This is a genomic window from Nesterenkonia sphaerica (assembly GCF_005771565.1).
Taxonomy (GTDB): domain Bacteria; phylum Actinomycetota; class Actinomycetes; order Actinomycetales; family Micrococcaceae; genus Nesterenkonia; species Nesterenkonia sphaerica.
On record NZ_VAWA01000005.1, the window covers coordinates 42,934 to 64,697 of the forward strand.

A 21,764-nucleotide genomic window follows, 5' to 3' on the forward strand; every position below is an offset into this window, starting at 1 on the left:
ACACACAGCTTATACGCAGGAACCCCGGTCGACTCCACTGCAGGAGCCGACCGGGGTTCTTGCTGTGCTAGGGCCGCCGAAGGGTCGCCAGACAGGTCGGGTGATAGGTCAGAGCCGCGTGCCGGGCTTGGGCCGGAGGCCTGCGATGATCAGGCAGCTGCCCGCCGCGAAGCAGATCACCAGGCCCACCACCAATGGGGAGACCGTCACACCGAATGCGACGGTGGCCACCACCCAGCCTGCCAAGATCAGGCTGATCAGTGCGAACACCACGGACCCCCACCGCGCAGCCGGCTTCCCCGGCGCAGCCTCCTTGCTGACCTGACTCACCGCGCCAGCGGCTTCCGCGCGCTCCCACCAGCGTGGCCTGCGCTCTGGCTCCTTCCACGTGAAGTCCCGCTCCGACTGAGCCTTCAATGATTCGGCCAGCAGTGCGTCGACATCCGCGGGCTCAGCCGCGGACGCACCAGTGTCCTCGTCATGCGGATGCTGCGCCGCCCGGTCCCGGGGGTGCTGATGGTCCTGCGCGCTCATGAGGCCTCCTCATCGGAGTCGCCCAGCTCTTCCTGGGCGTACGTTGCCTGGTCATAGATGACCACATTGCCAAAGGCGTTGCTCACTCTGACCTCCACAGGGCCCGCAGCGGACTCCGGCCCGTAGCTCTGCGGGCTTCCGCCCAGCCCCTGCTGAGTCTGGCGTTCGTGCTGGGTGCGGATATCTATATTGCCCAGAAAGTTGCCGGGGTCCAGCTCCCAGAAGAGGTCGTCGGGAAGGATCAGTGTGGTGTGGGCAAAGGCGTTGTTGAGCTCCACGGCGGTGTCCACTGCGGGGGCGGGGCCCGCTGTCTCGCCGTCACCGGCGCGGAGGTCTTCACCCAAATGACGCAGATCCACCGTGGTGTTCGCGAAAGCCGTGTTCACTGTCTCCGCCTGCGTGGTGTAGTTGCCAAGGACGTGGTTGGAGCTGTTCTGAAGATTCTCCGGCGCAAAGAAGAACACCACCATCATCAGGACAGTGAAGGTCCCCAACAGCCCGGCCCGGCCTCGCTTGCCGCGGATGGCGGCACCCAGGTGCAGCAGGGCCAACAGCACCACCACCAGTGCCAACCCCAGCAGGACCGCGCTGGTGGCAGCCAGCCCTACCACCGTGGCGAACCACATGGCGCCAGCAATCGCAGGCACCGCAAGCAGCACGAGCCCGAAGGTGACCATGCGGCGGCGGCGATTCTCCTCTGCGATCCTGGGATTCTCCGGCGTCTTTCGCGCCGTCTTCTGGGCACCGGCCGCAGAGAGCATCGTGTGATCGGCTCTCGCCGGTGACGAGCGGTCCAGTGACGACTCACCCTGACCCATGGTGTCGGCACCGTTGGCTGATGCTGCGGAGGGGTCTGCTGCCGGCGGCGGACCCTCCTTCGGGTACCAGGCCGGTTTCCCATCCTTCCGGGGGGCGCGCGTCGGGCGCGGCGCGACATCAGCAGATTCCTCGGTGGGGGCCCCACCGTCTGGAGAGGCGGCACGGTCGGCTGCACTGCGCTGGTAGCTGCGGAAGATGGTCCACACCAGCCACGCCACCAGACTGATGACGACCAGATTCAGCAATATGGCGAACGGGCCCACAATATTCGGGGTAAAGACGTTCACCGCCCCCACCAGGGTCATGGCGCCTGCACCCCAGAAGCCGATCGGAAAGGATCCCCGCAGCGCCTGCTGAGCGTGAATCTCCCCCTCCCGGTTTGGCAGAAACAACCATGCCAGCCCGTAGAACAGCGCCACGGGGGAGAAGAAGATCAGGAAGGCGACGACTGCGATTCCTCTCACCAAGGCGGTGTCCCAGCGCAGCTTCTCCGCCGCTGCGGCACACACTCCGCCCACCCAGGCGTCGTCGGGCCGGTGGACCCCCAGGGTGCGGACCCAGGAAAAAACGTGATGTCCCGCCTCCGGGCGGTCAGCTCCACTGCTCATGCCTCCAGTCTCCTCCAGCCGCCGTCTCCGCGCTATGCGGGACCCCCCTGATGAGACCCTGATACGACCCCGGCAGCAGGCCAATTCCCTGTCGGGAGGCAGGACGCGCGTGACACTATGGAGAGGTGGCAATGACGACGCCGGCACGGGACCCCGTGCCCCACCGACCCCCACTGCGCCGGGCCGTGGGGACGCCGATCGCCGGCGTGTGCCTGGGACTCTCCCGCCATCTGGGGATATCGGTGCCTGTGGTTCGTGTGGCGTTCATCCTGCTCACTCTGGCCGGCGGCGTGGGCCTGCTCCTGTACTGCTGGCTGTGGGTTTTCGCTCCGACAGAGAAAGAACCCACCGGCACGGCCGGCGGCCGGGGCCTCAGCGGGCCCGCGCTGGCGGATCAGGAGCCGCGCCCGCAGGACAACCTCGCTGGTGGGTCCTCCGCCCGCCTCCGGCGCACCCTGGACACATTGACATCCTCGCCGGAGATCCTGCTCGGCGGAGTCTTGGTCAGTGTGGGTGCCCTCATGCTGGCGCAGCTTCTGGGGGTGGGCATCGACTGGCGGCTGGTGGTGGTGCCGGCCGTGGCCTTGGGTGGGGTGCTGCTGACATGGTCCCAGTGGGACCGAATCTACTCCGCCCAGGAACCCCCAGCCTCGGGCCAGCGCAGAGCGGCCCTGTGGCAGGTAAGCCTTGGCGCCTGCCTGGTCCTGGTGGCCATGCTCATCATCGCTGGCGGCGTGGTGGGACCTGGTGAGCTGATCGCGGGAATCACCGTGGGCGGAATTCTCCTGGCTGGACTGGCGCTGGTGCTTGCCCCCTGGCTGATCAAGCTCTACCGCACGTCCCAGGTGGAGCGGGAGCGCGCGGCTGCGGAGGCAGAGCGGGCGGACATTGCCGCACACCTGCACGACTCAGTGCTGCAGACGCTGGCGATGATTCAGAAGCAGAAGTCGGATCCGTCCGAGGTCGAACGTCTCGCTCGGGGTCAGGAGCGGCAGCTGAGAGCCTGGCTCTACCGGCAGAACGCTCAGGCCACTGGGACTCTGAAGGACCAGATTCTGGCAGTCGCCGCGGAGCTGGAGGAGCAGCACGCGGTCCCGGTGGAGGTGATCGCGGTGGGGCACTCGCACCAGAGCCAGCACGAGCCACTGGTCGCCGCCGCGCGGGAGGCCATCCTCAACGCGGTGCGGCACGCCGGGCCAGCTTCTGTCTATGTCGAATCCACTGACATTGAAGATGCGGTCTTCGTCAGGGACCGCGGTCCTGGCTTCGATCCGCATGCAATCGCTGAGGACCGAATGGGGGTGCGGGAGTCGATTATCGGGCGCATGAACCGCAGCGGCGGCAGGGCCACCATCCGCTCGGGTCCCGCGGGTACGGAGGTGCAGCTGATCATGCCGCTGACGCCTCGGCAGACCGGCCACCCGCCTGCTGATCCGGTTCCGCCACACGACTCAGAGAGGCAGCAGCAGTGAACCCACCGCGCCGCATCGTCATTGTCGATGATCACCGTATCTTCCGAGCCGGACTGCGCGCCGAGTTGGGCGGATCCGTCGACGTGATCGGGGAGGCCTCCACCGTCGACGAAGCCGCTGACCTCATCCGCCAGGTGCTGCCGGAGGTGGTCCTGCTGGATGTGCATATGCCGGGAGGAACTGGCGGCGGGGGGGCCGAGGTGGTGAAACGCTGCCGGGATGTGCTGGAGAAGGTGAAGTTCCTGGCACTGAGCGTCTCCGATGAGGCATCAGACGTGGTCTCGGTGATCCGCGCCGGGGCTCGCGGGTACGTGACAAAGACCATTGGCACCGAGGAACTGCTGGCTGCCGTGGAGACTGTGGCCGAGGGCGACGCCGTCTTTTCCCCGCGCTTAGCCGGATTCGTCCTGGATGCCTTCGGGGCCTCCGGGCTGGTCGACAATGTCCGGGACGAGGAGCTTGACCGGCTCTCAGCTCGGGAAGTCGAGGTGATGCGGCTGATCGCCCGGGGATACACCTACCGGGAAATCGCCTCGGAACTGTTCATCTCCATCAAGACCGTGGAGACCCATGTCTCCAAAGTGTTGCGAAAACTACAGCTCTCCAGCCGGCACGAGCTCACCCGTTGGGCCGAACAGCGACGCATCGTCTAACCGGCGGCTCCGGCCAACACGCCCCGTACAGGGTTCCGGCCCCTCCGGCGAAGGTGCTAATGTGGACGCCATCACCCCACTCTGGGGCCATGAGGCGTGCACTTGCGTGCGTCCGGATTTCGTGTGTATCCTAAAACTTCGCGTTTCCCCTCATATCTTCGTGCCTTCATATAGCGGTCGGCGCAATTGAAGCTGACGCTGCCACACCGGCAGCGCAACCTTCAAGACACCTGTGGAAGCGATCCGGTACGCAATACGTAAAAGGTCTGTGGAAGGATCCCTCTTGGTCGCCTCGAGCACCTCACTCAATACCGCTGCATCGGCCCGCACCCCTGAGTACGCCGGCCGTCTCTCATTCGCAAAGATCCACGAACCCCTCGACGTTCCAGAGCTGCTGGCTCTGCAGATCGAGTCTTTCGACCGCCTGGTGGGCAACGACGCCTGGGCCGCTCGCGTGGCCGAGGCCAAGGAGAAGGGCATCAAGGGGGTCTCCGACACCTCCGGCCTCTCCGACATCTTTGAAGAGATGTCCCCGATCGAAGACTTCCAGGGCACCATGTCGCTGAGCTTCTCCGATCCGGAGTTCGCCGACCCGAAGTACACCGTGGAAGAGTGCAAGGACCACGACACCACCTACTCGGCGCCGCTGTACGTCAAAGCCGAGTTCATGAACCACAACACCGGTGAGATCAAGCAGCAGACGGTCTTCATGGGCGACTTCCCGCTGATGACCAACCGCGGCACTTTCATCATCAACGGCACCGAGCGCGTGGTCGTCTCGCAGTTGGTCCGTTCCCCCGGCGCCTATTTTGAGTCCGCTCAGGACAAGACCACCGATAAAGAGATCTTCACCGCCAAGGTGATCCCTTCCCGCGGTGCGTGGTTCGAGCTGGAGATCGACAAACGCGATCAGGTCGGCGTGCGCCTGGACCGCAAGCGCAAGCAGCCGGTCACCGCGCTGCTGAAGGCCATCGGCTGGACCGAGTCCCGAATCCTTGAAGAGTTCGGCGGGTACGACTCCATCCGCGCCACCATTGAGAAGGACACCTTCGAAACCCAGGACGAGGCGCTGCTGGACATCTACCGCAAGCTGCGGCCGGGCGAACCGCCGACCGTTGAAGCCGCTCGCGGTCTCCTCGAAGGGCTGTACTTCACCCCGAAGCGCTACGACTTGGCCAAGGTGGGCCGCTACAAGCTCAACCGCAAACTGGGCGTGGACAAGGACTTCACCGATGCAGACGCCAGCGTCCTGACCGAAGAGGACATCACGGCGATGATCCACTACCTGTGTGCACTGCACGCCGGTCAGCGGAGCATCAAGGGCGTCCGCGACGGAGCTGAGGTTGAGATCCCGGTCACCGTCGATGACATCGACCACTTCGGCAACCGCCGCATCCGCGCCGTCGGCGAGCTGATCGAGAACCAGGTCCGCACGGGTCTTTCCCGTATGGAACGGGTGGTGCGTGAGCGGATGACCACCCAGGACGTCGAGGCCATCACCCCGCAGACGCTGATCAACATCCGCCCGGTGGTCGCCTCCATCAAGGAGTTCTTCGGCACCTCGCAGCTTTCCCAGTTCATGGATCAGAACAACCCCCTGGCTGGACTGACGCACAAGCGGCGTCTGTCGGCTCTGGGCCCAGGTGGTCTCTCCCGCGACCGCGCCGGTATGGAAGTCCGCGACGTCCACCCCTCACACTACGGACGCATGTGCCCCATTGAGACTCCGGAAGGCCCGAACATCGGCCTGATCGGCTCACTGGCCACCTACGGCCGGATCAACAACTTCGGCTTCATCGAGACCCCTTACCGCAAGGTGGTCGACGGGAAGGTCACCGACCAGATCGAGTACCTGACCGCTGATGACGAGCTCGTCGCCAACATCGCGCAGGCGAATGCTCCGCTGGAGGAAGACGGCAGCTTCACCGAGAGCACCGTGCTGTGCCGCGGCAACGTCTCCTCCGGTGAGCAGGGCGAACCGATTCTGGTGGAGCCGGCGAGCATCGATTTCATGGATGTCTCCCCCCGCCAGATGGTGTCGGTGGCCACCGCGCTGATCCCGTTCCTTGAGCACGACGACGCCAACCGCGCACTCATGGGCGCCAATATGCAGCGTCAGGCTGTGCCGCTGCTGGAGTCAGAGTCCCCGCTGGTCGGCACCGGCATGGAGAAGTACGCCGCAATCGACGCCGGTGACTCCGTCACTGCCGTGAAGCCGGGAACAGTGACCAAGGTTGCCGCCGATCTCGTCATCGTTCAGAACGACGACGGTAGCTACACCAACTACCCGATCATGAAGTTCCAGCGCTCCAACCAGGGCAATGCGTACAACCAGCGGGTCCGGGTGACTGAGGGCGACCGCGTCGAGTACCAGTCCATCCTCGCCGACGGCCCCTCCACTGAGCACGGTGAGCTGGCCCTGGGCAAGAACCTGCTGGTCGCGTTCATGTCCTGGGAGGGATACAACTTCGAGGACGCCATCATCCTGTCCCAGCGTCTGGTGCAGGACGATGTGCTGACGTCCATCCACATCGAAGAGCACGAGGTCGACGCCCGGGACACCAAGCTCGGCGCTGAGGAGATCACCCGGGACATCCCCAACGTCTCCGAGGAGATGCTCGCCCAGCTCGACGAGCGCGGCATCATCCACGTCGGCGCAGAGGTTGATTCCGGAGACATCCTGGTGGGCCGGGTGACCCCGAAGGGTGAGACGGAGCTCACTCCTGAGGAGCGTCTGCTCCGGGCGATCTTCGGCGAGAAGTCCCGCGAAGTCCGCGACACCTCCCTGAAGGTGCCGCACGGCGAATCGGGAACTGTCATTGGTGTGCGCATCCTTGACGACGGCGACGACGACCACGAGCTGCCCCCGGGCGTGAACCAGGTGGTCCGGGTCTACGTGGCCCAGAAGCGCAAGATCACCGACGGTGACAAGCTGGCCGGACGTCACGGCAACAAGGGCGTCATCTCCCGGATCCTGCCGGTGGAGGACATGCCGTTCCTCCCCGACGGCACTGCGGTCGACGTCGTGCTCAACCCCATGGGTGTCCCGGGCCGTATGAACATCGGACAGGTCATGGAGCTGCACCTGGGATGGGCAGCAGCCAACGGCTGGAAGATCGCCGGCAACCCGGAATGGCTGGAGTCGCTGCCGAACCTGCCCAAGGAGACTGGCCCCTGCAAGGTGGCCACCCCCGTGTTCGACGGCGCCGAGCCAGAAGAGCTCACCGGCATCTTGGAGGCCACCAACCCCTCCCGTGACGGCGAGCAGCTGGTCGGGCCCGACGGCAAAGCGCGGCTGTTTGACGGCCGCTCCGGCGAGCCGTTCCCTGACGCTGTGGCAGTCGGCTACATGTACGTGCTGAAACTCCACCACCTGGTGGATGACAAGATTCACGCCCGCTCCACCGGACCGTACTCCATGATCACCCAGCAGCCGCTGGGCGGTAAGGCGCAGTTCGGTGGCCAGCGCTTCGGTGAGATGGAGGTCTGGGCTCTGGAGGCCTACGGCTCCGCCTACACCCTGCAGGAACTGCTGACCATCAAGTCTGATGACATCCACGGCCGCGTCAAGGTGTACGAGGCCATCGTCAAGGGCGAGGACATCCCGGAGCCAGGCGTTCCGGAATCCTTCAAGGTGCTCATCAAGGAGATGCAGTCGCTGTGCCTGAACGTCGAGGTGCTCAATGAGCACGGCGACGCCTTCCAGATGCGCGACGCAGACGCTGACAACTCCGGCTTCTCCGCCGCTGAGGAGCTCGGCATCGACCTCTCCCGGGCAGAGCCCAGCTCAGTCGAAGAAGTCTGAACGACTCCCTTCCGACTCACACGCTTGACGAATTTTTACAGACAGAAAAGAGAGATACCGGACTATGTCCACTGAATCCTCATTCGACACCATGCGCATCGGGCTGGCCACCACCGACGACATCCTTCGCTGGTCCCACGGCGAGGTGAAGAAGCCTGAGACCATCAACTACCGCACGCTGAAGCCGGAGAAGGACGGGCTGTTCTGCGAGAAGATCTTCGGCCCTTCCCGTGACTGGGAGTGCTACTGCGGTAAGTACAAGCGCGTCCGCTTCAAGGGCATCACCTGTGAGCGCTGCGGTGTGGAGGTCACTCGCTCCAAAGTCCGCCGTGAGCGGATGGGCCACGTGGAGCTGGCCGCGCCGGTCACCCACATCTGGTACTTCAAAGGTGTCCCCTCACGTCTGGGGTACCTGCTGGACCTGGCGCCGAAGGACCTGGAAAAGGTCATCTACTTCGCCGCCTACATGATCACCTCTGTCGACGAGGACCGCCGTCACGAGGACCTGCCCAACCTGCAGGCCGAGGTGGACCAGGAGATCAATCACCTGACCTCCCAGCGCGACGCCGATATTGCTGCCATTGCCAAAGAGCTTGAGGACGGCCTGGCCGAGCTCGAGTCCGAGGGCGCCAAGGCCGCGGAGAAGAAGAAGTTCCGCGAGACCAAGGAAAAGCAGATGGGGCAGCTGCGCAAGCGCTCCGATGCTGAGATTGAGCAGATCCAGAACGTCTGGGACCGGTTCAAGAACATCAAGGTCGGAAACCTGGAAGGCGACGAGACCCTCTTCCGCGAAATGCGGGCCAAGTACGGACAGTACTTCGAAGGCTTCATGGGGGCGGAGTCCATCCAGAAGCGGCTGCAGACCTTCGACATGGAGGCCGAAGCCGAGTCGCTGCGCGAGACCATCGCCACCGGCAAGGGTCAGCGGAAGACGCGTGCGCTGAAGCGCCTGAAGGTGCTCAACGCCTTCCTGGTCAACGGGAACTCTCCCACCGGCATGGTGCTGGAGGCTGTCCCGGTGATCCCGCCGGAGATCCGCCCCATGGTTCAGCTCGACGGCGGACGCTTCGCCACCAGCGACCTCAATGACCTCTACCGCCGGGTGATCAACCGCAACAACCGCCTGAAGCGGCTGCTGGATCTCGGCGCGCCGGAGATCATCATCAACAACGAGAAGCGCATGCTGCAGGAGTCTGTGGACTCCCTGTTCGACAACGGCCGCCGGGGCCGGCCGGTGACCGGGCCGGGCAACCGTCCGCTGAAGTCGCTGTCCGACATGCTCAAGGGCAAGCAGGGCCGCTTCCGGCAGAACCTGCTCGGCAAGCGCGTCGACTACTCGGGCCGCTCGGTCATCGTGGTCGGCCCGCAGCTGCGCCTGCACGAGTGCGGTCTGCCCAAGCAGATGGCTCTTGAGCTGTTCAAGCCCTTCGTGATGAAGCGGCTGGTCGATCTCAACCACGCGCAGAACATCAAGTCCGCCAAGCGGATGGTCGAGCGTCAGCGTTCGGCCGTGTGGGATGTGCTGGAGGAGGTCATCACCGAACACCCGGTGCTGCTGAACCGTGCACCGACCCTGCACCGGTTGGGCATCCAGGCCTTCGAGCCTCAGCTCGTCGAGGGTAAAGCCCTCCAGCTTCACCCCCTGGTGTGTGCTGCGTTCAACGCCGACTTCGACGGTGACCAGATGGCAGTGCACCTGCCACTGGGCCCCGAGGCGCAGGCCGAGGCGCGCATCCTGATGCTGTCCTCAAACAACATCCTGAAGCCCTCCGACGGGCGCCCCGTCGCGCTGCCGGCCCAGGACATGATCATCGGACTGCACCACCTGACCACCGTCCGCGAGGACGAGGCCGGGGCCGGGCGCGTGTTCTCCTCCCTCGGGGAAGCGCAGATGGCCTTCGACCTGCGGGAGCTGCATCTGAACTCACCGGTCAAGATCCGGGTGGAGGGATTCGTGCCCTCACAGCACACTCCCGCCCCCGAAGGGTGGGAGGAAGGTCAGCCCGCGCTGATTGAGACCACCCTCGGCAAAGTGCTCTTCAACGACCTCCTGCCGCAGAACTACCCCTGGCAGGATCAGGTGGCGGACAAGAAGTCGCTGGGCACTCTGATCAATGACATCTCAGAGCGCTACACCACCGTCGAGGTGGCGCAGACTCTGGATAACCTCAAGGACGCCGGGTTCTACTGGTCCACCCGTTCGGGGGTGACGGTCGCGATCTCGGACATCACCTCCAACTTCGACAAGGCCGCCATCATGGACAAGTACGAAGCTCAGGTGGCCAAGGTGGAGGAAGAGTTCGGACTCGGGTTCATCGGCAAGGAGAACCGCACCCAGGAGCTGCAGGAGATCTGGGGCAAAGCGACCTCAGAGATCGAGAAGGCAATGATGGAGGGAATGGACTCCCTCAATAACGTCAACCGGACGGTCACCTCAGGGGCTCGCGGCAACTGGAACCAGATCCGGCAGATCGCCGGTATCCGTGGCCTGGTGACGAACCCGAAGGGTGACATCATCCCGCGGCCGATCAAATCCTCCTACCGCGAGGGTCTGACCGTGCTGGAGTACTTCATCGCCACCCACGGTGCGCGAAAGGGCCTGGCTGACACCGCGCTGAAGACCGCCAACTCCGGCTACCTCACCCGCCGCCTGGTCGACGTCTCCCAGGACGTCATTGTGCGCGACGAGGACTGCGGGACCGCCCGCGGCCTCACCGTGCCGATCGCCCAGCCGAAGTACTACGCCCACGAGGACGACCTGCGCCCTGACGGCGTGCTGGTGAAGTCCGGACGCAAGTACGTCACCGAGGAGATCGAGGAGGGCGGCGAGTACGAACTCCACAAGATGGTGGAGACCTCCTCCTACTCCCGCACCCTGGCCGAAACTGTCGCTGATGCCAACGGTGAGGTCCTCGCCGAGGCCGGCACGGAGGTCGGCGATGTGCTGATCGGGAAGCTCTTCGAAGCCGGAGTGAAGACCATCAAGGTCCGCTCCGTGCTGACCTGTGAGTCCCCGGTGGGTACCTGCGCGGCATGTTATGGGCGCTCCATGGCAGCCGGGCACCGGGTCGACGTCGGCGAGGCTGTGGGCATCATTGCGGCACAGTCCATCGGCGAGCCGGGCACGCAGCTGACCATGCGCACCTTCCACTCCGGCGGTGTGGCCTCAGCGGACGACATCACCCAGGGTCTTCCGCGTATCCAGGAACTGTTCGAAGCCCGTACTCCGAAGGGCGTGGCTCCCATCGCGGAGTCCTCCGGACGGGTGCACTTCGAAGAGGATGAGAAGCAGGCACGGCTGGTCCTCACCCCGGATGACGGCAGCGAGGAGCAGGTCTACCCGGTGCTGCGCCGGGCCCGGCTGCTCATCGACCTCGGAGACGACAACTCCGGCACCGCCCACGTCGAGGTCGGCACCCAGCTGGTCCGCGGCCACGTTGACGCCAAGCAGGTCCTGCGTGTGCTCGGTCCCCGGGCGGCCCAGAAGTTCCTGGTTGCTGAGGTGCAGGAGGTTTACCAGTCGCAGGGCGTGGGCATCCACGACAAGCACGTGGAGGTCATCGTCCGGCAGATGCTGCGGCGCATCACCGTCATCGAGTCCGGTGAGACGACACTGCTCCCCGGTGAGCTGGCTGACCGCTTCCGCTTCCAGCAGGCCAACAAAGAGGCCTTTGAGCAGAGCAAGCGGCCGGCTTCCGGACGGGACGAGCTCATGGGCATCACCAAGGCCTCGCTGGCCACCGACTCCTGGCTCTCCGCAGCCTCCTTCCAGGAGACCACCCGGGTGCTCACCCAGGCGGCCATGGAAGGAAAGTCAGACCCGCTGCTGGGCCTGAAGGAGAACGTGATCATCGGTAAGCTCATCCCGGCAGGCACCGGCCTGGACCGCTACACCCAGACCCAGGTCGAGCCCACAGAGGATGCCAAGGCCAACCTCTTCACCGGCCCGAGCCTGTACGGTTCCAGCTTCGACTACGCCGGAGCTGACGGTGACAGCGAGTTCCACGCCATTCCGCTGGAGGACTACAACACCGACGTCGACTTCCGGTAATCGCCGGTTCACGGCATCACCGTCACCTGAAGGGCTCGGAAGCACACCGCTTCCGGGCCCTTCGGTGCCTCTGCTGACGTTTGAGTGCCAGCGACGAGCAGCAGTATTCGCTCGAACGCGCCTGAAGCTGGTATCGTTGACTTGATTGTTTCTGTGTGGCAGTAGGACTCGGTCCGGGTTGCGGGTAAGGTGCGCAACAAATGCCACATATTTTCATGCTCAGCCGCTTGCGGCAGCAGCAGGCAGGGCCCCGGTGGCCCGCAGCCCTGCGGCGGGCCGGACCGGCCGTGAGTCTGAATCAGTGGCGGAGCTTCACCGGCGCAGAGACTCGCCCGGCCGGCAACGGCCATACGACCTGAACAACAATGGAGATTGCATAGTGCCTACTATTCAGCAGCTGGTGCGCAAGGGGCGCACACCCAAAGCCGCGAAAAACGCGACTCCCGCTCTGCAGGGATCGCCCATGCGTCGCGGCGTGTGCACCCGTGTGTACACCACCACCCCTAAGAAGCCGAACTCCGCGCTCCGCAAGGTGGCCCGTGTCCGCCTCGGCGGCGGTGTGGAAGTCACCGCATACATCCCCGGTGAGGGCCACAACCTGCAGGAGCACTCGATCGTGCTCGTGCGCGGCGGTCGTGTGAAGGACCTCCCCGGCGTCCGTTACAAGATCGTCCGCGGCGCCCTCGACACCCAGGGTGTCAAAGGCCGTGGCCAGGCCCGCAGCCGTTACGGTGCCAAGAAGGAGAAGAAGTAATGCCACGTAAGGGACCCGCGCCCAAGCGCCCACTCGTCCAGGACCCCGTACACGGCTCACCACTGGTCACGCAGCTGATCAACAAGGTGCTCGTCGACGGCAAGAAGTCCACCGCTGAACGCATCGTCTACGGCGCGCTCGACGGCGTGGCCAAGAAGACCGGTGAGAACTCCGTGGACACACTGAAGACCGCCATGGACAACGTGCGTCCCGCCCTTGAGGTCCGGTCGCGTCGTGTCGGCGGTGCCACCTACCAGGTGCCCGTTGAGGTCAAGCCCGGTCGCGCCACTGCACTGGCTCTTCGCTGGTTGGTCGGCTACGCCAAGGATCGCCGTGAGAAGACGATGACTGATCGCCTGATGAACGAAATCCTCGACGCCTCCAACGGCCTGGGCGCCGCAGTCAAGCGTCGCGAGGACACCCACAAGATGGCCGAGGCCAACAAGGCATTCGCCCACTACCGCTGGTAATAAGGAATAGGGGAATTCACCGTGGCACAACAAGAGGTGCTCACTGACCTCAAGAAGGTCCGCAACATCGGCATTATGGCTCACATCGATGCCGGTAAGACCACTGCAACCGAACGCATCCTGTTCTACACCGGCATGAACCACAAGATCGGTGAGACTCACGATGGCGCGTCCACCACGGACTGGATGGAGCAGGAGAAAGAGCGCGGCATCACCATCACCTCAGCCGCGGTGACCTGCTTCTGGGGCGACAACCAGATCAACATCATTGATACCCCTGGTCACGTGGACTTCACCGTTGAGGTCGAGCGCTCCCTGCGTGTGCTCGACGGCGCGGTGGCAGTCTTCGACGGCAAGGAGGGCGTCGAGCCCCAGTCTGAGACTGTGTGGCGCCAAGCCGACAAGTACAACGTGCCGCGCATCTGCTTCGTCAACAAGATGGACAAGCTCGGCGCCGACTTCTACTACACCGTCGACACCATCAAGTCCCGCCTGGGTGCTACCCCGCTGGTGATGCAGCTGCCGATCGGCTCCGAGAACGACTTCGTCGGCGTCGTCGACCTGCTGCAGATGAAAGCCCTCGTGTGGCCCGGCGACGCCAAGGGCGATGTGACCATGGGCGCCGAGTACGAGGTGCGCGAGATCCCCGACGATCTCAAAGAGCGCGCCGAGGAGTACCGCAACACGCTCATTGAGCAGGTTGCTGAGGCTGACGACGATCTGATGACCAAGTACCTCGAAGGTGAAGAGATTACCCTCGAGGAGCTCAAGGCGGGGATCCGCAGCCTGACCGTGGCCTCGGCCGCCTACCCGGTGTTCTGCGGCTCGGCGTTCAAGAACCGCGGCGTCCAGCCCATGCTCGACGCCGTCATTGACTTCCTGCCCACCCCGGCTGATGTCGAAGCGATGGAGGGCCACAAGCCCAACGATGAGGAGACGATCCTCACTCGCCGCCCCAGCAAGGAGGAGCCCTTCTCCGCGCTGGCATTCAAGATCGCCTCCCACCCGTTCTTCGGAACGTTGACCTTCATCCGCGTCTACTCCGGCAAGCTCTCCGCTGGCGCACAGATCCTGAACTCCACCAAGGGGAAGAAGGAGCGCATCGGCAAGCTGTTCCAGATGCACGCCAACAAGGAGAACCCGGTCGACGAGATCCAGGCCGGGCACATCTACGCGGTGATCGGCCTCAAGGACACCACCACCGGTGACACCCTGTGCGATCCGAACAACCCGATCGTGCTGGAGTCCATGAGCTTCCCCGAGCCGGTGATCAACGTCGCGATCGAGCCGAAGTCCAAGGGCGACCAGGAGAAGCTCTCGACCGCGATCCAGAAGCTGGTGGCCGAGGACCCGACCTTCACCGTCTCGCTGGACGATGAGACGGGTCAGACCGTCATCGGCGGTATGGGTGAGCTCCACCTGGACGTTTTCGTCGACCGGATGAAGCGCGAATTCAAGGTCGAGGCCAATGTGGGCAAGCCCCAGGTGGCCTACCGCGAGACCATCAAGAACAAGGTCGAGAAGGTCGAATACACCCACAAGAAGCAGACCGGTGGGTCCGGCCAGTTCGCGAAGGTCATCGTGGACTTTGAGCCGCTGGAAACGTCTGAGGACGAGCTCTACGAGTTCGAGAACGCCGTCACCGGCGGTCGCATCCCTCGCGAGTACATCCCCTCGGTGGACGCCGGCATCCAGGACGCCATGCAGCTTGGTGTCCTCGCCGGATACCCGATGGTCGGTGTCAAAGCTCGCCTGACAGACGGTCAGTACCACGACGTGGACTCCTCGGAGATGGCGTTCAAGCTCGCCGGATCCCAGGTCTTCAAGGAAGGCATCAGGCGGGCCAACCCGGTCATCCTGGAGCCGATGATGGCCGTGGAGGTCCGCACCCCTGAGGAATACATGGGGGATGTGATCGGTGACCTGAACTCCCGGCGTGGTCAGATCCAGTCCATGGACGACGCCTCCGGTGTGAAGGTCGTCAAGGCGCTGGTGCCGCTGAGCGAAATGTTCGGCTACATCGGCGAGCTGCGGTCTCGCACCCAGGGGCGCGCAGTGTTCACCATGTCCTTTGACTCCTACGCAGAGGTGCCGAAGGCAGTCGCTGAAGAGATCATCGAAAAGAACCGCGGCGAGTAGTTTCGGCGCGGAGCACCAAATTTCACCAAAAACCCGAGAAGTGAGTAGACTTGCGAAAGTTTCAGCCTGGGAGACCCCTGTGCCTGAATTAAGTCTTACTGACTCAAACCACGTTCTATAGGAGGAACCTGTGGCTAAGGCAAAGTTCGAGCGGACTAAGCCGCACCTGAACATCGGCACCATCGGTCACGTCGACCACGGCAAGACCACGCTGACTGCCGCGATTTCAAAGGTGCTGGCTGATAAGTTTCCTGACCTCAACGAGGCCAAGGACTTCGCCGGGATCGACAACGCTCCCGAGGAGCGCGAGCGCGGCATCACCATCAACGTCTCCCATGTGGAGTACCAGACCGACAAGCGTCACTACGCACACGTCGACGCACCCGGTCACGCCGACTATGTGAAGAACATGATCACCGGTGCCGCTCAGATGGACGGCGCAATCCTCGTCGTCGCCGCAACTGACGGTCCCATGGCACAGACTCGTGAGCACGTGCTGCTGGCCCGCCAGGTCGGTGTGCCGAGCCTGCTGGTGGCGCTGAACAAGTCGGACATGGTGGATGATGAAGAGCTTCTCGACCTCGTCGAGATGGAGGTCCGCGAGCTGCTCTCCGATCAGGAGTTCGACGGCGACAACGCACCCGTCATCCGCACCTCAGGCCTGAAGGCCCTCGAAGGCGATCCCGAGTGGGTCAAGACCGTGGAAGATCTCATGGACGCTGTCGATGAGTTCATCCCGGAGCCGGAGCGTGACAAGGACAAGCCGTTCCTGATGCCCATCGAGGACGTCTTCACCATCACCGGCCGCGGCACCGTGGTCACCGGTCGCGCCGAGCGCGGCACGCTGAAGATCAACTCTGAGGTGGAGATCCTCGGCATCCGTGACAAGCAGAAGACCACCGTCACCGGTATCGAGATGTTCCACAAGCAGCTCGACGAGGCATGGGCCGGCGAGAACTGTGGTCTGCTGCTCCGCGGCCTGAAGCGTGACGACGTCGAGCGCGGTCAGGTGGTGGCAGCACCTGGCTCCATCACCCCGCACACCAAGTTCGAGGCCAACGTGTACATCCTGTCCAAGGACGAAGGCGGCCGTCACAACCCCTTCTACACGAACTACCGCCCGCAGTTCTACTTCCGTACCACTGACGTGACCGGAGTGATTGATCTGCCGGAGGGCACCGAAATGGTGATGCCCGGTGACAACACCGAGATGACCGTTGAGCTCATCCAGCCGATCGCCATGGAAGACGGCCTCGGCTTCGCCATCCGTGAGGGTGGCCGCACCGTCGGTTCCGGCAAGGTCACCAAGATCCTCGCCTGATCGACTGCAGAACCCCCTCAGTGAGGCCCCGGCACCAGCGGTGTCGGGGCCTCATTTGTCAGAGGCGCAGCGGACGCTCTACGCGTTGACTTGCCAGATGTCGCAGAGCATGACAATATAGACAAGTTGCTCAGGATGCGCTGCGTCGCTGAGCCGAAGCATCCAAAAACATCCCCGGACAACGCGGGTGTCGCTGTACCCAGAGCATCTAAGCGACACGCCCGACCGCGTGGACCGGACGCCAACAGTGAGAGCACCCCGAAACCATTCGGATTCGCGCTGTTCGGTCAGGCCATAACTGCAGAAGGTGTTTGACAGCTCTTTCTGGGACTCTGCGTCCAGCCACAGATATGGCCTGACTGATTCGAGGACGTATTGCAAGCCAAGTCAGAAAGAGGCTCAACGCCATGGCGGGACAAAAAATCCGCATCCGGCTGAAGTCGTATGACCACGAAGTCATCGATACCTCGGCCCGGAAGATCGTCGACACGGTGACCCGTGCAGGCGCCACAGTCGTCGGCCCAGTGCCGCTGCCGACTGAGAAGAACGTCTACACCGTCATCCGTTCACCGCACAAGTACAAAGACTCACGCGAACACTTCGAGATGCGCACCCACAAGCGTCTGATCGACATCGTGGATCCGACGCCGAAGGCTGTCGACTCTCTGATGCGTCTCGACCTGCCCGCAGACGTCAACATCGAGATCAAGCTCTAGAAGGGGGTGCTGAGAGAACTATGACCAACATTTCCCGCGTAGACACACCTGTCAAGGGCCTGCTGGGCACGAAGCTCGGCATGACCCAGGTCTGGGACGAGGACAACAACTTCGTTCCAGTCACTGTCATCCAGGCTGACTCCAACGTCATCACCCAGGTGCGCACCGCAGAGACCGACGATTACAGCGCCGTCCAGATCGGCTACGGCCAGATCGACCCGCGCAAGGTCACCAAGCCGATGGCCGGACACTTTGCCAAGGCCGGGGTCACCCCCCGCCGCCACGTGGTGGAGATCCGCACCTCCGATGCCGCCGAGTACGAACTCGGCCAGGCACTCTCGGTGGACGCGTTTGAGGCTGGCCAGAAGGTCGATGTCGTCGGAACCACCAAGGGCAAAGGTTTCGCCGGCGTCATGAAGCGACACGGCTTCGCCGGCGTCGGTGCCTCCCACGGCCAGCACAAGAACCACCGCAAGCCCGGTTCCATCGGCGGTGCCGCTACCCCGGGCCGCGTGTTCAAGGGGCTGCGGATGGCCGGCCGGATGGGCAACGTCCGTCAGACCACACACAATCTGAGCCTCCATGCCGTGGACGCCGAGAAGAACCTGCTGCTCATCAAGGGCGCGGTTCCCGGTCCTAAGGGTGGAGTCATCCTCGTCCGCACCGCAGTGAAGGGAGCATGAACCCATGAGCTCCAAGGTATCGGTCGACTTCCCAGCAGAGATCTTTGGCGTTGAGACCAATAACGCGCTGATCCACCAGGTCGTCGTCGCTCAGCAGGCAGCTGCCCGTCAGGGCACCCACAAGACCAAGACGCGCGCCGAGCGCTCCGGCACCACGGCCAAGCCGTTTCGCCAGAAAGGGACCGGTCGGGCACGTCAGGGCTCCATGATCGCTCCCCACATGATCGGTGGCGGAGTGGTGCACGGCCCGCAGCCGCGCAACTACGCACAGCGCACCCCGAAGAAGATGAAGGCAGCCGCGCTGCGCGGTGTGCTCTCGGACCGGGCACGTCACGGCCGCATTCACGTCGTCGACGCGCTGGTCTCCGAGAAAGCCTCCACCAAGGCTGCGAAGGAAGCCCTCGCATCGCTGGGCGGACGCAACCGCAACTGGCTGGTCGTCATTGACCGCGAGGACGATCTCACAGCCCTGTCGGTACGCAACCTCCCAGAGGTGCACGCGCTCTATGCGGACCAACTGAACACCTACGACGTGCTTGTCTCCGACGACGTCGTCTTCACTCAGGCCGGCTACGACGCATTCCTGGCCAAGGCCCAGGGCAGCACGAAGGAGGAGGCGGAATGAGCGTCCTGACCGAAAAGAATCCCCGCGATGTGATCATCGCCCCGGTGATCTCTGAGAAGTCCTACAACAACATCGACGAGGGCAAGTACACCTTCCTCGTCGCCACCGGTGCGACCAAGCCCGAAATCAAGGCCGCTGTGGAGCAGATCTTCAGCGTCAAGGTCGAGCGGGTCAACACCGTCAACCGCGCAGGAAAAAGGCGCCGCACCCGCTTCGGTTGGGGCAAGCGCAATGACACCAAGCGCGCCATCGTGACTCTCAAAGAGGGCTACGCAATCGACATCTTCGGAGGATCCGCTGCCTGAGGCAGCCGGAACCACTTGATCGAGGAAGAGTAAAAATACATGGCTATTCGCAATCTCAAGCCGAACACCCCGGGCCAGCGTGGCTCCTCGGTGGCCGACTTTGCGGAGATCACCCGGGACACCCCCGAGAAGTCTCTGCTCAAGCCGCTGCACAAGACCGGCGGCCGCAACAGCTCCGGGAAAATCACCACCCGGCACAAGGGTGGTGGACATAAGCGCCAGTACCGGCTGATCGACTTCCGCCGCGCCGACCGCGACGGAGTCCCTGCCAAGGTCGCCCACATCGAATATGACCCCAACCGGACCGCACGCATCGCGCTGCTGCACTTTGCAGACGGCACCAAGCGTTACATCCTGGCCCCAGCGAAGCTGGTCCAGGGTGCAGTCGTGGAGTCCGGTCCCAACGCGGACATCAAACCAGGCAACAACCTGCCGCTGCGTAACATCCCGATCGGTACAGTCATTCACGCCGTGGAGCTGCGACCCGGGGGAGGGGCCAAGCTCGGCCGATCCGCCGGTGCGTCCATCCAGCTGGTGGCCCGTGAGGGCAAGTACGCCCAGGTCCGTCTGCCCTCGGGCGAAGTGCGCTACGTAGACGTCCGCTGCCGCGCCACGGTTGGCCAGGTCGGCAACGCCGAACAGACCAACATCAGCTGGGGCAAGGCCGGACGTATGCGCTGGAAGGGTGTGCGTCCCACAGTCCGCGGTGTGGTGATGAACCCCGTGGACCACCCACATGGTGGCGGTGAGGGCAAGACTTCCGGTGGACGTCACCCGGTCAACCCCAATGGCAAGCCAGAGGGCCGCACCCGTCGGCCGAATAAGGAAAGCGACAAACTCATCGTGCGTCGCCGTCGAACGAAGAACAAGCGATAGGAGCCTGGAAACATGCCACGCAGCCTGAAGAAGGGCCCCTTCGTTGATCAGCACCTGTACCTCAAGGTCCAGGCTGAGAACGAAAAGGGCACCAAGAACGTCATCAAGACCTGGTCCCGCCGTTCCATGATCATCCCGGACATGCTCGGCCACACCATTGCCGTGCATGACGGACGTAAGCACATCCCCGTGTTCATCACCGAGTCGATGGTGGGCCACAAGCTCGGCGAGTTTGCCTCGACCCGCGCGTTCCGCGGACATGTGAAGGACGACAAGAGGGGCAAGCGCCGCTGACGCGGGGCTTGAACTTCTAGAGAAGACGAGAGAAGGAAAGCAATGGAAGCCAAGGCAATTGCGCGCTATGTGCGTGTGACGCCTATGAAGGCCCGTCGCGTCGTCGACCTTGTCCGGGGCAAACAGGCCAATGAAGCACTGGCCATTCTGCAGTTCGCCCCACAGGGTGCCTCGGAGCCGGTGTACAAGGTGGTCGCATCCGCCATGGCCAACGCCCGGCAGCATGCCGACAAAGACGGTGTCGCCTTCAATGAGGACGACTACATCATTACCGAAGCACGCGTGGACGAGGGTCCGACCATGAAGCGGTTCCGGCCACGGGCACAGGGACGCGCGTTTCGGATCAACAAGCGCACCAGCCACGTGACCATCGTGGTCGGCACAGAACAGAAAGGTGGGGATCAGTAGTGGGACAGAAGATCAACCCCAATGGTTTCCGTCTGGGCATCACCACTGACCACGTTTCGCACTGGTACGCCGACTCCACGAAGCCGGGTCAGCGCTACAAGGACTTCGTCAAGGAAGATGTTCAGATTCGCGAGCTGCTGGAGAAGAGCGTCGAGCGCGCCGGCATCTCCAAGGTGGAAATCGAACGCACCCGGGACCGGGTCCGCGTCGACATCCACACCGCTCGTCCGGGCATCGTCATCGGGCGGCGCGGAGCAGAGGCTGACCGTATCCGCAGCGAACTGGAGAAGCTCACCAAGAAGCAGATCCAGCTGAACATCCTCGAGGTGAAGAGCCCGGAGACGGACGCGCAGCTGGTGGCCCAAGGTGTGGCCGAGCAGCTGGCAGCCCGTGTGGCCTTCCGCCGTGCCATGAAGAAGGCCATCTCCTCGGCCATGCGTTCCGGGGCCAAGGGTATTCGTATCCAGTGCTCCGGACGCCTCGGCGGAGCTGAGATGTCCCGTTCAGAGTTCTACCGTGAAGGCCGTGTGCCGCTGCACACCCTGCGCGCAAACATTGACTTCGGCAAGCACGAGGCCAAGACGACCTTCGGGCGCATCGGCGTGAAGGTCTGGGTCTACAAGGGTGACCTTACCGCTAAGGAACTGGCCGCCCAGCAGGCGGCACAGCCATCCGGACGCGGACGTGGCGGTGACCGCGGCGGACGCGGCGGCGCAGGCGGCGGAGATCGTCGTCGGCGTGGTGCCGGACGCGGACGTGACGGTGCCGCCCCAGAAGCCACAGCAGCACCTGCCGCCGAAGGAGGGCAGAACTGATGTTGATGCCTAAGCGCGTCAAGTACCGCAAACCCCACAAGCCCAAGCGCAGTGGCATGGCCAAGGGCGGCACGGAGCTGGCTTTCGGCGAGTACGGCATCCAGGCGCTCAGCCCGGCATACGTCACCAACCGGCAGATCGAGTCGGCGCGTATCGCGATGACCCGTCACATCAAGCGTGGTGGCAAGGTGTGGATCAGCATCTACCCGGACCACCCGCTGACGAAGAAGCCTGCCGAAGTCCGTATGGGCTCCGGCAAGGGCTCCCCCGAGTGGTGGGTCGCCAATGTCAAGCCCGGACGCGTGATGTTCGAGCTGTCCGGTGTCAGCGAGGAAGTGGCCAAAGAGGCCCTGCGTCTGGCAATCCATAAGCTGCCGATGAAGGCACGCGTGATCAGCCGAGAGAGTGGTGAATGA

At 63.7% G+C, this 21,764-nt stretch carries 20 protein-coding genes; 18 read left to right on the forward strand and 2 right to left on the reverse strand.

Annotated elements, in window-relative coordinates; translation table 11 throughout:
• Positions 1 to 108 precede the first annotated feature (108 nt).
• Positions 109 to 534 (reverse strand): hypothetical protein, encoded by a 426-nt coding sequence (locus tag FEF27_RS05330; RefSeq protein WP_138169825.1) that lies wholly within the window; start codon positions 532 to 534, stop codon positions 109 to 111.
• Complete coding sequence (locus tag FEF27_RS05335) at positions 531 to 1,961, reverse strand: PspC domain-containing protein (RefSeq protein WP_138169826.1); 1,431 nt, start codon at positions 1,959 to 1,961, stop codon at positions 531 to 533. Before FEF27_RS05335 ends, FEF27_RS05330 begins: the two co-directional genes overlap by 4 nt.
• A gap of 131 nt (positions 1,962 to 2,092) precedes the next feature.
• Here FEF27_RS05335 and FEF27_RS05340 point away from each other — a divergent pair, with 131 nt between their 5' ends.
• The 18 genes from FEF27_RS05340 (at position 2,093) to rplP (ending at position 21,764) form a co-directional block, all read left to right on the forward strand.
• The gene (locus FEF27_RS05340) at positions 2,093 to 3,433 is read left to right on the forward strand and encodes an ATP-binding protein (RefSeq protein WP_138169827.1); all 1,341 of its coding nucleotides are present in this window, start codon (positions 2,093 to 2,095) and stop codon (positions 3,431 to 3,433) included.
• Complete coding sequence (locus FEF27_RS05345) at positions 3,430 to 4,086, forward strand: LuxR C-terminal-related transcriptional regulator (protein ID WP_138169828.1); 657 nt, start codon at positions 3,430 to 3,432, stop codon at positions 4,084 to 4,086. Before FEF27_RS05340 ends, FEF27_RS05345 begins: the two co-directional genes overlap by 4 nt.
• Positions 4,087 to 4,369: 283 nt before the next feature.
• On the forward strand, positions 4,370 to 7,891 hold the full coding sequence (gene rpoB / locus FEF27_RS05350; protein ID WP_138169829.1) for a DNA-directed RNA polymerase subunit beta: 3,522 nt from the start codon (positions 4,370 to 4,372) through the stop codon (positions 7,889 to 7,891).
• Positions 7,892 to 7,955: 64 nt separating this feature from the next.
• Positions 7,956 to 11,942 carry a DNA-directed RNA polymerase subunit beta' gene (rpoC, locus tag FEF27_RS05355; protein ID WP_138169830.1) on the forward strand — a complete coding sequence of 1,329 codons (3,987 nt, stop codon included), beginning with the start codon at positions 7,956 to 7,958 and terminating at the stop codon, positions 11,940 to 11,942.
• 200 nt (positions 11,943 to 12,142) lie between these two features.
• On the forward strand, positions 12,143 to 12,301 hold the full coding sequence (locus tag FEF27_RS13305) for a hypothetical protein (protein ID WP_166429920.1): 159 nt from the start codon (positions 12,143 to 12,145) through the stop codon (positions 12,299 to 12,301).
• A 20-nt stretch (positions 12,302 to 12,321) separates the two neighbouring features.
• Positions 12,322 to 12,696, forward strand: coding sequence for a 30S ribosomal protein S12 (gene rpsL, locus FEF27_RS05360; RefSeq protein ID WP_119902477.1), 375 nt, complete (start codon positions 12,322 to 12,324; stop codon positions 12,694 to 12,696).
• On the forward strand, positions 12,696 to 13,166 hold the full coding sequence (gene rpsG / locus FEF27_RS05365) for a 30S ribosomal protein S7 (protein ID WP_138169831.1): 471 nt from the start codon (positions 12,696 to 12,698) through the stop codon (positions 13,164 to 13,166). Before rpsL ends, rpsG begins: the two co-directional genes overlap by 1 nt.
• 21 nt (positions 13,167 to 13,187) lie before the next feature.
• Positions 13,188 to 15,305: an elongation factor G gene (fusA, locus tag FEF27_RS05370; RefSeq protein ID WP_279526783.1), complete on the forward strand. Its 2,118-nt coding sequence runs from the start codon at positions 13,188 to 13,190 to the stop codon at positions 15,303 to 15,305.
• A 130-nt stretch (positions 15,306 to 15,435) separates the two neighbouring features.
• Positions 15,436 to 16,626: an elongation factor Tu gene (tuf, locus tag FEF27_RS05375; protein ID WP_138169832.1), complete on the forward strand. Its 1,191-nt coding sequence runs from the start codon at positions 15,436 to 15,438 to the stop codon at positions 16,624 to 16,626.
• 407 nt (positions 16,627 to 17,033) lie between these two features.
• Positions 17,034 to 17,342 carry a 30S ribosomal protein S10 gene (gene rpsJ, locus FEF27_RS05380; protein ID WP_119902480.1) on the forward strand — a complete coding sequence of 103 codons (309 nt, stop codon included), beginning with the start codon at positions 17,034 to 17,036 and terminating at the stop codon, positions 17,340 to 17,342.
• Positions 17,343 to 17,362: 20 nt separating this feature from the next.
• Positions 17,363 to 18,025 (forward strand): 50S ribosomal protein L3, encoded by a 663-nt coding sequence (gene rplC, locus FEF27_RS05385; protein ID WP_138169833.1) that lies wholly within the window; start codon positions 17,363 to 17,365, stop codon positions 18,023 to 18,025.
• 4 nt (positions 18,026 to 18,029) lie between these two features.
• Positions 18,030 to 18,650, forward strand: a complete 621-nt coding sequence (rplD, locus tag FEF27_RS05390) for a 50S ribosomal protein L4 (RefSeq protein WP_138169834.1) — start codon at positions 18,030 to 18,032, stop codon at positions 18,648 to 18,650.
• Positions 18,647 to 18,955, forward strand: coding sequence for a 50S ribosomal protein L23 (gene rplW / locus FEF27_RS05395; protein ID WP_138169835.1), 309 nt, complete (start codon positions 18,647 to 18,649; stop codon positions 18,953 to 18,955). Before rplD ends, rplW begins: the two co-directional genes overlap by 4 nt.
• 39 nt (positions 18,956 to 18,994) lie before the next feature.
• Positions 18,995 to 19,831 (forward strand): 50S ribosomal protein L2, encoded by an 837-nt coding sequence (gene rplB / locus FEF27_RS05400; protein ID WP_138169836.1) that lies wholly within the window; start codon positions 18,995 to 18,997, stop codon positions 19,829 to 19,831.
• Between the two features lie 12 nt (positions 19,832 to 19,843).
• On the forward strand, positions 19,844 to 20,125 hold the full coding sequence (gene rpsS / locus FEF27_RS05405; protein ID WP_119902485.1) for a 30S ribosomal protein S19: 282 nt from the start codon (positions 19,844 to 19,846) through the stop codon (positions 20,123 to 20,125).
• Positions 20,126 to 20,167: 42 nt separating this feature from the next.
• Positions 20,168 to 20,533 (forward strand): 50S ribosomal protein L22, encoded by a 366-nt coding sequence (gene rplV, locus FEF27_RS05410; protein ID WP_138169837.1) that lies wholly within the window; start codon positions 20,168 to 20,170, stop codon positions 20,531 to 20,533.
• Positions 20,533 to 21,348: a 30S ribosomal protein S3 gene (gene rpsC / locus FEF27_RS05415; RefSeq protein WP_138169838.1), complete on the forward strand. Its 816-nt coding sequence runs from the start codon at positions 20,533 to 20,535 to the stop codon at positions 21,346 to 21,348. The genes rplV and rpsC overlap by 1 nt, the downstream gene beginning before the upstream one ends.
• A complete protein-coding gene (gene rplP, locus FEF27_RS05420; protein WP_119902488.1) occupies positions 21,348 to 21,764 on the forward strand; it encodes a 50S ribosomal protein L16 in 417 nt (138 codons plus the stop codon). Before rpsC ends, rplP begins: the two co-directional genes overlap by 1 nt.

What these genes read in the sequence shown, in the direction of transcription:
- FEF27_RS05330 (WP_138169825.1), bottom strand. Translation starts at nt 534, where the DNA reads ATGAGCGCGCAGGACCATCAGCACCCCCGGGACCGGGCGGCGCAGCAT.
- FEF27_RS05335 (WP_138169826.1), bottom strand. Translation starts at nt 1,961, where the DNA reads ATGAGCAGTGGAGCTGACCGCCCGGAGGCGGGACATCACGTTTTTTCC.
- FEF27_RS05340 (WP_138169827.1), top strand. Translation starts at nt 2,093, where the DNA reads ATGACGACGCCGGCACGGGACCCCGTGCCCCACCGACCCCCACTGCGC.
- rpoC (WP_138169830.1), top strand. Translation starts at nt 7,956, where the DNA reads ATGTCCACTGAATCCTCATTCGACACCATGCGCATCGGGCTGGCCACC.
- FEF27_RS13305 (WP_166429920.1), top strand. Translation starts at nt 12,143, where the DNA reads ATGCCACATATTTTCATGCTCAGCCGCTTGCGGCAGCAGCAGGCAGGG.
- rpsG (WP_138169831.1), top strand. Translation starts at nt 12,696, where the DNA reads ATGCCACGTAAGGGACCCGCGCCCAAGCGCCCACTCGTCCAGGACCCC.
- rpsJ (WP_119902480.1), top strand. Translation starts at nt 17,034, where the DNA reads ATGGCGGGACAAAAAATCCGCATCCGGCTGAAGTCGTATGACCACGAA.
- rplC (WP_138169833.1), top strand. Translation starts at nt 17,363, where the DNA reads ATGACCAACATTTCCCGCGTAGACACACCTGTCAAGGGCCTGCTGGGC.
- rplD (WP_138169834.1), top strand. Translation starts at nt 18,030, where the DNA reads ATGAGCTCCAAGGTATCGGTCGACTTCCCAGCAGAGATCTTTGGCGTT.
- rplW (WP_138169835.1), top strand. Translation starts at nt 18,647, where the DNA reads ATGAGCGTCCTGACCGAAAAGAATCCCCGCGATGTGATCATCGCCCCG.
- rplB (WP_138169836.1), top strand. Translation starts at nt 18,995, where the DNA reads ATGGCTATTCGCAATCTCAAGCCGAACACCCCGGGCCAGCGTGGCTCC.
- rpsS (WP_119902485.1), top strand. Translation starts at nt 19,844, where the DNA reads ATGCCACGCAGCCTGAAGAAGGGCCCCTTCGTTGATCAGCACCTGTAC.
- rplV (WP_138169837.1), top strand. Translation starts at nt 20,168, where the DNA reads ATGGAAGCCAAGGCAATTGCGCGCTATGTGCGTGTGACGCCTATGAAG.
- rplP (WP_119902488.1), top strand. Translation starts at nt 21,348, where the DNA reads ATGTTGATGCCTAAGCGCGTCAAGTACCGCAAACCCCACAAGCCCAAG.